The sequence below is a fragment of the Nitratidesulfovibrio oxamicus genome (assembly GCF_015731765.1).
GTDB lineage: Bacteria > Desulfobacterota > Desulfovibrionia > Desulfovibrionales > Desulfovibrionaceae > Cupidesulfovibrio > Cupidesulfovibrio oxamicus.
The window spans coordinates 1-10770 of record NZ_VRYY01000806.1 but is presented as its reverse complement, the minus strand read 5'-3'; the positions used below and the strand labels follow the sequence as shown (position 1 = coordinate 10770).

General features: G+C 67.2%; 8 protein-coding genes and 2 pseudogenes. 2 read left to right on the top strand and 8 right to left on the bottom strand.

The window, feature by feature from the left end:
* Positions 1-935: tRNA lysidine(34) synthetase TilS (gene tilS, locus FVW20_RS18805; protein ID WP_196610761.1), on the top strand; the 935-nt coding region annotated here is incomplete at its 5' end.
* 281 nt (positions 936-1216) lie between these two features.
* Positions 1217-1888 (top strand): adenylate kinase, encoded by a 672-nt coding sequence (locus tag FVW20_RS18800; RefSeq protein WP_167122982.1) that lies wholly within the window; start codon positions 1217-1219, stop codon positions 1886-1888.
* A 146-nt stretch (positions 1889-2034) separates the two neighbouring features.
* On the opposite strand, the gene FVW20_RS18795 is transcribed toward FVW20_RS18800, so the two are convergent.
* The 8 genes and pseudogenes from FVW20_RS18795 to FVW20_RS18765 all read right to left on the bottom strand — a co-directional run.
* Positions 2035-3480 (bottom strand): TrkH family potassium uptake protein, encoded by a 1446-nt coding sequence (locus FVW20_RS18795; protein ID WP_196610760.1) that lies wholly within the window; start codon positions 3478-3480, stop codon positions 2035-2037.
* Between the two features lie 2 nt (positions 3481-3482).
* A complete protein-coding gene (gene trkA, locus FVW20_RS18790) occupies positions 3483-4880 on the bottom strand; it encodes a Trk system potassium transporter TrkA (protein ID WP_196610762.1) in 1398 nt (465 codons plus the stop codon).
* Between the two features lie 285 nt (positions 4881-5165).
* On the bottom strand, positions 5166-5429 hold the full coding sequence (gene rpsT, locus FVW20_RS18785) for a 30S ribosomal protein S20 (RefSeq protein ID WP_196610759.1): 264 nt from the start codon (positions 5427-5429) through the stop codon (positions 5166-5168).
* 220 nt (positions 5430-5649) lie between these two features.
* On the bottom strand, positions 5650-7767 hold the full coding sequence (gene glyS, locus FVW20_RS18780) for a glycine--tRNA ligase subunit beta (protein WP_196610758.1): 2118 nt from the start codon (positions 7765-7767) through the stop codon (positions 5650-5652).
* A 27-nt stretch (positions 7768-7794) separates the two neighbouring features.
* Positions 7795-8670 (bottom strand): glycine--tRNA ligase subunit alpha, encoded by an 876-nt coding sequence (gene glyQ / locus FVW20_RS18775; protein ID WP_196610757.1) that lies wholly within the window; start codon positions 8668-8670, stop codon positions 7795-7797.
* Positions 8671-8794: 124 nt separating this feature from the next.
* Positions 8795-8881, bottom strand: a pseudogene (locus tag FVW20_RS19940) (DNA repair protein RecO); the annotation flags it as partial.
* Between the two features lie 834 nt (positions 8882-9715).
* Positions 9716-10348, bottom strand: a pseudogene (gene recO / locus FVW20_RS19935) (DNA repair protein RecO); the annotation flags it as partial.
* 72 nt (positions 10349-10420) lie between these two features.
* Positions 10421-10770: DUF4115 domain-containing protein (locus FVW20_RS18765; protein WP_196610755.1), on the bottom strand; the 350-nt coding region annotated here is incomplete at its 5' end.

The following is a 10770-nucleotide window of genomic DNA, read 5'->3' as shown; positions in this document are numbered from 1 at the left end:
TGCGCCCGGAATCGACGGGCGAAGCCCGCGCCGTGGCCGCGCTGTGCCGCCGTCTGGGCGTGCCCTGCCGAATGACGCGGGCAGACGTGGCCGAACGTGCGATGCGGGAGAACTGCGGCCTTGAAGACGCCGGGCGGCGCGCCCGCTACGCCTTCTTCGAAGCAGAGCGCCAGCGCATCGGCGCTGACTGGATCTGCACCGCCCATCAGTCGGACGACCTGTGCGAGGACGTGCTGCTGCGTCTGGTACGCGGCACCGGTTGGCCCGGGCTGGGCGGCATGGCCGCCATGGACCCGGCACGGCGCATCCTGCGCCCCCTGCTGACCACGGAACGACGCGACATCGATGCCTTTCTGGCGGACCTTGGCGTGCTGCCCGTGCGCGATCCGTCCAACGCCGATCCGGCCTACCGCCGCAACCGACTGCGCCACCAGGTGCTGCCCCTGCTGCGCGCCGAAAACCCGGCCCTGGGCGAGGCGGTCCGCACGCTGTGGGAACTGGCGCGTTGCGATGCCGACTACTGGACCTGCCACCTGGCCCATGCACAGGCCATCCATCATGACGGCGACCGCATGGATGACGCCCCCACCCTGCCTGCGGCAACATGCGGCGCGTCCTGCACAGGGCCGTCATCCATGGCTGCCGCAGCCACGCCGCAGCGCATCCTGCTGCCTGGTCGCACCCTTCGCGGCCTGCACCGCGCGGCGCGCCTGCGCCTGTACAAACGCATGCTGGACAGGCTGGGCCCCGGCCAGCCGCTGGCCGCCAGCCTGATGGACCTGGACGCGGCATGGCATTCCGGTCGTGGCAGGGCCTGCGTGCAGTTTCCCGGCGGCAAGACGGCGCGGGTGGTGTCCCTGACCGACGGCGACGGCAAGTGCGAGGAGGGCGGTGGAGGCATCGAGTTTCGCGCATCCGCTACCCTGCCCTCCTGACTCCCACCGGCCTGCGCCCCTTGCAGCGCCTTTTCACAAGGTCTTTCCGCCGGAATGTCGCAGCAACGGCTGGCCTTCCCCGTTCCCGCTCCCCGTCCTGCTTCACCGTCCGCACCGCCCCCGCCTCTGGCCCGCCAAGCTTACACGACATGCCTCACCCGTTTTCCCCGACAATCCTGCCGCATTTCGCGCATTTCTCACGAGCTTGGGAAGGGCTTTGATTGACAGAGGGGCGGCCTTCGCGGTAATCACTCGTGAAAATTATTACAAGGAGGTTCGGGGTGAATATCCTCATCTTCGGTCCCAATGGTAGCGGCAAGGGCACCCAGGGGGCGCTCGTCAAGAAGAAGTACGATCTTGCCCACATCGAATCGGGCGCCATCTTCCGCCAGCACATCGGCGGCGGCACCGAACTTGGCAAGAAGGCCAAGGAATACATCGACCGTGGCGACCTCGTGCCCGACGACATCACCATCCCCATGGTGCTGGAAACCCTGAAGGGCGCCGGTCCCAACGGCTGGCTGCTCGACGGCTTTCCCCGCAACATGGTGCAGGCCCAGAAGCTGTGGGACGCCCTTCAGGCCGAAGGTCTGAAGCTGGATTACGTCATCGAAATCCTGCTGCCCCGCGAAGTGGCCAAGAACCGCATCATGGGCCGCCGCCTCTGCAAGAACGACAACAACCACCCGAACAACATCTTCATCGACGCCATCAAGCCCAACGGCGATGTGTGCCGGGTGTGTGGCGGCAGCCTGTCCGCCCGTGCCGACGACCAGGATGAAGGCGCCATCGGCAAGCGCCACGACATCTACTACAACACCGTGGACGGCACCCTGGCCGCCGCCTACTTCTACAAGGATCTCGCCGCCAAGGGCGTGACCAAGTTCATCGAGCTCGACGGGGAAGGCTCCATCGACTCCATCAAGGAAACCCTGCTGAAGCAGCTGGTCTAGGCCGGTTTCCTCCAAGCCTGAATGCACGGCGCCCCGGTCGCAAGACCGGGGCGCTTTTGCGTTGCTCCAGCATGTTCGTTGCCGCCGTGTCGGGCGTACGCACACCCGCCGCGGACACCGCCATGGAAACGCGGGGCAAGTTCCGCCTATCTGCGCCAGTATTCGGGCAGGAACAGCACGAGGATGGTGTAGATTTCGAGCCGCCCCAGCAGCATGCACAGCGAAAGCAGCCACTTGGCCAGCCCTGGCAGGTGCGCGTAATTCTCCGTGGGGCCCAGGCTGCCAAACGCCGGCCCCACGTTGCCAAGGCACGAGGCCGTGGCGGAAAAGGCGGTCAGCACGTCCATGCCGAGCGCAGTGAGGATGATGCCCACCCCGGCGAACACCGAAACGTACAGCACGAAAAAGCCCACCACGCCCGAAACCACGTCGGGCGGCACGGTGCGGCCCCCCAGCTTCAGATGGCGCACCGCGCGCGGGTGCACCAGCCGGAACAGTTCCTGGTGGGCCAGGCGCAGCAGCACCATCACCCGCATGCACTTCAGGCCGCCGCCGGTGGACCCTGCGCACCCGCCCAGAAACATGAAGAACAGCAGCAGCCCCTGCGCCAGGTGGGGCCATACCTCGTAGTCCGCCGTGGCGAAGCCGGTGGTGGTGCAGATGGAGACCACCTGGAAGGCCGCCGCCCGCAAGGATGACTCCGCATCCGCGTAATGGCCGCTGTACAGTCCGGCGGCAATGACCAGCGTGGCCCCTGCCACCAGCACGGCGTAGAAGCGGAATTCCGCATCGCGCAGCAACGCCCCCGGCCTGCCCTGCAACACCTTGAAGTGCAGGGCGAAGTTGGCTCCCGCCAGGAACATGAAAATCGTGATGGTCCACTGGATGAACGGACTGTCGTAGTACCCCACCGAGGCATTGCGGGTGGAAAACCCCCCTGTGGCCAGCGTGGCGAAGGTATGGGTGGAGGCGTCGAACAGATTCATGCCGCCCGCCCACAGCAGGCCGGTCTGGGCCAGCGTGAGCAGCAGGTACACCTGCCACAGCACGGCAGCGGTGTCCTTGATGCGCGGCTTCAGCTTGTCCGGGGTCGGGCCGGGCACCTCGGCCCGGTACAGCTGCATGCCCCCCACGCCGAGAAACGGCAACACGGCCAGCGACAGCACGATGATGCCCATGCCGCCCAGCCAGTGGGTGAAGGACCGCCAGAACAGCAGGCTGGGGGCCACCGCCTCGATGTCGGTAAGGATGGAGGCCCCGGTGGTGGTGAACCCGGAAACGGATTCGAACAGCGCGTCGGTCCAGCCGCAGATGCCTGCCAGCACGTAGGGCGCACCGCCCGCCACACCGGCCACCAGCCAGCCAAGGGCCACGATGGCGATGCCCTCGCGGTGATTCAGCGACCAGTCGCGCCCCCTGCGCCACCCCAGCATCAGCAGGCTGCCCGCAAGGCCGGTTGCCCACAGGGAATGGAACAGCGGCCACACGCCCGCATCGCCATACCACAGGCCCACGCCCAGAGGCACGGCCATGGAGGCAGCCAGGCAGCACAACAACGCCCCCACGGCGTGGCATACCGTACGCGCGTGCATGGTCAGAAGCTCTTCAGCGAGACCATCAGGGCCTGCTCCACCCGGCTTACCGCCTGCCGGGTGGAAAGGATGATGATTCGATCCTGCGGTCGGATGACCGTATCACCTCGCGGGATGAACACATCGTCACCGCGCAGCACCGCCAGCAGCAGCGCGCCGGACGGAAAGTCCAGTTGGCTCACCGGCTTGCCCACGATGGCCGAATGCGCCTGCGCCACGGCCTCCATGGCCTCCGCCTCGTCGCCCCGGACGGAAATGGACGACAGCACCTTGCCCTGCCGCACGAAGTGCAGAATGCTGTTCACTGCCGAAAGGCGCGGGCTGACGGAATGTTCGATGCCGATGGCCCGCACCAGCGGCTGGTATTCGGCCTTGTTCACCCGGGTAACGGTCTGTGCCGCGCCCATGGACTTGGCCAGCAGGCAGGAAAGGATGTTGGTCTCCTCGTCGCCGGTGACGGCCACGACCACGTCCATGCCCGCCACGTTTTCCTCGCGCAGCAGGGCCTGGTCGGTGCCGTCGCCGTGCAGCACCAGGGTGGTGTCCAGTTGTTCGGCCAGGTGGGTGCAGCGGGCGGCGTCGCGGTCCACCAGCTTGGTGTGGTAGCCCTTGCGTTCGAACAGCCGGGCCAGCCGCAGGCCGATGTTGCCCCCGCCCACGATGAGCGCATGGCGGATGATGCGCTCCTCCCGCGCGAGGGATGCCAGCAGGGCCGGGCGCGTACCTTCGTCGTACACGAAGTAGACGATGTCGCCCTGCCGGATGACGTCGGCGCCGGTGGGGATGATCAGCCGCTCCTCGCGCACGATGGCGGCCACCATGATGGCTCCCTCGCCCACTATCTCGCGAAAGCGCATCAGTTTCTGGCCCACCAGGGGGCCTTCTTCCACCCGGATGCCCGCCATCTTGATGCGACCGCCCGCAAATTCGCCGTATTCAACCGCGCCAGGCACGCTGAGTATGCGGTCGATGGTGCGCACCACCTCGACTTCCGGGTTGATGAGCATGCTGATGCGCAGGGCATCGCCGCGCAGGGCGTCGTGGTAGAGGGTGTATTCCTCGTTGCGGATGCGCGCCAGCTTCACCGCGTCGGGGGCAATGGCATTGGCAAACAGGCAGGCGATGATGTTGGTTTCATCACTGTCGGTGACGGCCAGGACGATGTCCGCCTCGTCCGCGCCCGCCTCGGACAGTACCGATGGGCTGGAACCGGACCCCTGCACGGCCTGCACGTCCATGGCATCCGTCACACGGCGCAGCGCGTCGGTGTTCTGGTCAATGACGACCACCTGCTTGTTCTCGCGTGAAAGTCGCCCGGCAATGTGAAACCCCACTTCACCCGCGCCGATGATGACGATCTTGAGCTGCTCGGACTGCGGCTGACGCCGGAAAAAGGCCATCACGTTCCCCCCGTATGGTCATTGGCGGTACCGGTGCAGTGCGTGGGCAACATCCGGCGTGCGCGCCGCGCTGGCATACCAGAGGCAGGGGTGAAATGCAAAACGGTGCGCAGACCCGCAAAACACGGGGGCATCGGCATGGGGGGCATGACACGGAAACGCCGCATGCGCTGCCGAGGCAACGCCCCCCCCGACAGGTATGCCAAAGGACATGGGCAGCGCGCGGAAAACGCGAAAAGCCCGCCGGACGAATCCGGCGGGCCAACGCGCGATGCAAAGGCGGGACTACTCGACGGAGCCCACGGCCTTGGTCAGGCGGGAAATCTTGCGAGCCGCCTTTTTCCAGTGGATGACGCCCTTGCCGGCGGCCTTGTCGAGCACCGACATGGCCTGGGTCAGGGCCTGGGCAGCGGTGTCCTTGTCCTTCTGCAGGACGGCGGCACGCACGGCCTTCACCACGTTCTTAATTCTGGTCTTGGCGGCGCGGTTGCGCGCGGCGCGCTTCAGGCTCTGCTTGTGCCGCTTGATGGCAGACTTGTGGTTAGCCAAGGTAACTCCTCCGAATGGCTTCGCAATATATGTTCAGTTAATTTCTGGGCTGGAACACGGGGAACCAGTCAATACCCGCATGGCAGGGGCTTGTCAAGCCCGCGCCGCCGCATTCCGCGCCATTGGCCGAATTCCGGTGGATTTCGGAGCCAGCGCACGGTGTTGAAGGCCGGAACCAACGCCCCGGCCCCTGCCCCCCCGTGCGTCGAGGGGGAGACAATTACATCTGCAACGCGCCGAAGTCGGCCAGGCGTCCCAGCCGCAGCGTCAGCGCCTTGAGCAGGTTCAGGCGGTTGGCACGCACGGTTGCATCGTCGCACATGACCATCACGCCGTCGAAGAAGGCGTCCACCGCCGGGCGCAACTCGCCCAGCAGGCCGAACAGGCTGGCAAAGTCGTCCGCCGCCCACAGGGCGTCGAAGCGCGGGGCCACTTCTTCCAGCCGGGCGGCCAGGGCCTTTTCCGCATCCTCGGCCAACAGGGCATGGCTGTACGCGCCGTCGAGCACGGTACCACCCTCCTGCCCCTGCTTGCGGATGATGTTGGACGCGCGCTTGAAGGTCAGCACCGCGCTGCCGAAGTCGTCGCGACGGCTGAAGTCGGACAGCGCGGCCAGACGCGCCCCGGCGGCGCGCACGTCGATGCCCGCGCCTTCGGGCGTGTCGGCGGCCAGGGCCGCTTCCACCAGCAGGGTTTCATGCCCGGCGGCCATGAAGTGGTTCCTGAGCCGGGCCATGAAGAACTCTTCCAGCTTCACCAGCGCGTCCGCCGGGGCCAGCTTCCACGCGCGCTCGCCGTACAGGGCCAGCGCCGTGCGGAACAGTTCCCGCACGTCGATGCGCAGGCCGTGTTCCAGCACGATGCGGGCGATGCCAAGGGCACAGCGGCGCAGGGCATACGGGTCCGCCGCGCCGGTGGGAATCATGCCCAGGCCGAAGCACCCGGCCATGGTATCCGCCTTGTCGGCAACGGAAAGCAGCGCGCCGGCCAGAGTGCCGGGCACCGGGCTGTCCGGCCCGGCGGGCAGGTACTGTTCGGCCAGGGCGGCGGCCACGGTTTCCGGCTCGCCCATGCGACGGGCGTAAATGCCGCCCATGATGCCTTGCAGGGTGTCGAATTCACCCACCATCTCGGACACCAGGTCGGCCTTGGACAGGCGACCGGCGCGGGCGCAGGCCGCCTCGTCGGCAACGCCGCCGACCTTGACCTGACTGGCGGCCAGCCAGGCGCACAGCTTTTCGAGACGGCGAGTCTTGTCGCCCATGGAACCCAGCGGCCCCAGGAAGATCACGTTGTCCAGTTCGGCCAGCCAGGCGTCGAAGCTGGCGGCAAGGTCGGTCTTCCAGAAGAAGCGGCCATCTTCCAGCCGGGCGCGCAGCACGCGTTCCCAGCCTTTCTTGACCAGCGCCCCATCCAGCGGGGTGAGGTTCAGCACGGTAAGGAAGTGCGGCAGCAGTGCGCCGTCCGGCCCTTCCACGCCAAAGCTCTTCTGGTGGCTTTCCATGCTGGTCAGCAGCACTTCGCGCGGCAGTTCCAGGAACGAAGGGTCGATGTCGCCCAGCAACGGCACCGGGTGTTCGGCAAGGCCCTGCACTTCATCAAGCAGGCTTTCCTTCCACAGGATGCGCCCGCCCGCAGCCTCTGCAGCGGCGTTGCCGCCCGCCAGGATCATGGCGCGGCGCTCCGCCGGGTCGGGCGTGACGCCGCCCTTTTCGGTGACCACGTTCAGGTAGTCGTCGGCAGATTTCACAACCAGCGGACCGGCCCCGTGGATGCGATGGCCCCAGGTGACCCCGCCGGAAACCACACCGCCCACCTCGAAGGGCACCACCGCGTCGTCGAACAGGGCCAGCAGCCAGCGCAGCGGACGACCGAAGGTGAAATCGCCGCTGCCCCAGCGCATGCGTTTGGGGAACGGCAGCGCGGCCACGATGGCCGGGCAGGCGGCGGCGATGAGATCCGCCGACATGGCCCCGCCGGTGCGCTTGCGCACGGCGATGTATTCGCCCTTGTCCGTGGACAGGGTGAAAATGTCGGCCATGTCCACGCCCTGGGTGCGGGCAAAGCCTTCTGCCGCCTTGGTGGGCTTGCCTTCGGCGTCGAAGGCCACGCGCACCGGCGGGCCGGGCACCACTTCTTCCGCCTCGCGCTGCACGGGGTTGATGCCCTCGATGAGCACGGCGGCGCGGCGGGGGGTTGTCAGCACCCGGATGGATTCATGCTCCACCCCGTTGTCGTCCAGCGCGCGGGCAAAGCGTTCCGCCAGTTCCCGCTCCAGGCCGGGCAGGAAACGGGAGGGCAGTTCCTCGAAACCTATTTCAAGCACGAATTGCGACATGCTCACGTCCTTCCTTCTTGTTCCGGACTAGCGGGCGGAAGCCAGCATGGGATACCCGAGTTCCTCGCGCTGGGCGGCGTACAGCCGCGCCACGGCGGAAGCCAGGGCGCGCACGCGGCCGATGTAGCCGGTGCGTTCGGTGATGGAGATGGCCCCGCGCGCGTCAAGCAGGTTGAAGGTGTGCGAGCACTTCAGGCAGTAGTCGTAGGCGGGCCACAACAGCCCTTCGTCGCACAGCCGCCTGCACTCGGCCTCGGCGGCATTGAACTGGTCCAGCAGCATTTTGGGATTGCTGGCCTCGAAGTTGTACTTCGACTGCTCCACCTCGTTCTGGTGGTAGATGTTCCCGTAGGTCACCCGGTCGTTCCACGAAAGGTCGTAGACCGATTCCTTGCCCTGCAGGTACATGCACAGCCGCTCGAGCCCGTAGGTGATTTCCACGCTGGTGGGGGCAAGGTCTATGCCGCCCACCTGCTGGAAGTAGGTGAACTGGGTCACTTCCATGCCGTTCAGCCACACTTCCCAGCCAAGGCCCCAGGCGCCCAGGGTGGGCGATTCCCAGTCGTCCTCCACGAAGCGGATGTCGTGGGCCGCCGGGTCGATGCCGAGGGCGCGCAGGCTGTCCAGGTAGATGTCCTGCACGTTGTCGGGCGAAGGCTTCAGGATGACCTGAAACTGGAAGTAGTGCTGGAGCCGGTTGGGGTTTTCTCCGTAGCGGCCATCGGTGGGACGGCGCGAAGGCTCAACGTAGGCCACGTTCCACGGTTCCGGCCCGATGACGCGCAGGAAGGTCGAGGGGTTGAAGGTACCGGCCCCGCATTCCACGTCGATGGGCTGCATGATCACGCAGCCCCGCTTGGCCCAGAAATTCTGCAAGGTGAGGATGACGTCCTGAAAATGCATGCTGTACCCCTGATTATCCTGACTTGACCTGACTGTTGACGCTGGTGGCCGGACCGACTGCAAGGGCTGGCCGCCTCTTCTGGCTGGTCCGCCTCGTCTCGCAGGCCCGGCATGTGGCCCCGCGCTACAGGCGGCGGAACCGCCCGTTGTCCCACGCAAGGCCGATGTGAAACTGGATGAAGCCTTCCACCGCGCGGGTGCATTGCCGCCGCACGGCGGCCCTGTTCCTTGCGTCGGAGGGATTCTGCGTGCCGATTGCATCGGGTTTGTCCGCCTGATCGGGCTGGTCGGCCAGATCAGGCGGGTCGGCCAGATCAGGCGGGTCGGCCAGATCAGGCGGGTCGGCCAGATCAGGCTGACCGGTCCGATTGACCAGATAGGCCCGGTTGACCCCACGGGCGGAATCGTCCGCCACTGATGCCATCGACGCGGAGGGACGCTGCGACGCCGACACATCGGCGCCGTGCCTCCCCCCCGAAATTTCCTGATGCCGTGCCGCGTGTTCGCCGGCCCGGCCATCACTGCCCATGCTCGCGCCGCCCATGGCCTCGTCGCCCATGTCCTCGCTGCCGAGCACCGGCCCGAACGGATCGCTCTCGAACACCGCGCTGCCGTTCCACAGGGGGCGCGGAGCCTCCCGGGGCGGCAGCGGTGCGGAGGCGGCCCCGACTGCCTGACCACTGTCCGGCGGCACGCTGTCAGCCAGAACGCTGTCCGGCAAACGGCACAGGCAGTCGTCCAGCGAACCGTGCCCGCCGTCGCCAAAGGCGAGGCCCGACAGGCTGCCCAGAAAACGCCCGTCCATGAACCGGGGCGACGCGCCGCCCGCAAAGCCGTTGCGGGCGGAATCGGCACGGGGGCTCATGTCCGGCGGGGGCAGGTCATACTCCGCCCCGTACGCGCCGGAGGCAGCGGGCATGGGTGCATTGCCGCCCGGCACGTTTCCACCCGGTGTCGCGGGAAACGTCAGGAGATGCATCGGGGGGGACCCACCCGGCTCCGGCATCACTCCGCCCATCCCCGGTGCCGGGGGCAGCACGCCCGGCCACAGAAGCGGTGAATTGTCCTGCACAAAGCGCAACACGTCAAGCGCTTCACGCTCCACCCGCACACGCGGCCCCGGCAACGGCAGGCAGGCATCACACTGGGCCGCACCCTCCTGCACCAGAAAGGCCGCACCCGCCACGTGGGTCAGGTCCGCGCCGCAGGTGGCGCAACTGTCCAGCCGGGGCGCATAGCCCTGCTCCGCCGCCAGGCGCAGCCGGAACAGCACCGGCAGCATGTCGGGCACGGGGCCGCCGCCCTCCAGCAGTTCCAGCACGTCCTCGACCAACTGATGGGTGGCCGCAGCCCCTTCCGGGCCGCAGCCCAGGGCTTCGAGAAATTTCAGACAGTTCACCGCCGCGCCAAAACGCGGCCAGTCGCGGCGCAGGCGGTCCGGCCCGCGCAGCAGGGTGCCTTCCTGAATGGACAGGTACTGCCCGCCCCGCGTGGACTTTATCCGCAAGAGCGAGCGGTTGAACAGGTCGAGACAACCGCAGAAGCGCTTGCGGCTCCGGCAGCCGCCGAAGGCGAAGGCGGTGAGCAGGCCTCGTGTCGGAGACAGGAAGCGGACCCAAAGGTCCGCTTCCCTGAAACGTCCGGTGCGGACGATCAGCACCTGTTCCGAAAACTCCATGGCTGCCCTGCCCTTGCGGGCGTTGTTGGGTTGGCGTGTCGGCGCCGGGCTGCCGACCGGATTCGCTGCCCGCTATTGCGCCTGCGGCGGAAACACCAGGGTCCGCACCTGGCCCATATCGCCGGGCGCGGGCTGTTCCTGACCATTGTAGCGGATACGCACGCCGCCCGCATTGCCGAGCTTGAGCGTGAGGCGCTTGGAAAAGGTCAGCGCAAAGGTCTGGCCCTTGTGCAGCGAGAACTGGCGCACGTCGGAATCATCCGCGCTGGAATGCACCCAGCAGTCGGCCAGGGCAATGACCACGATGCGGTGCGTGCCGCCCGCCAGCATGGAGCCGTCGGTGTCGGCGCCGCTCGTGGCGGCTGCTTCGCTGTCGAACACGCCGCCCTGCGGACCGGCCCCGGCAGCGACGGGCGCTGCGG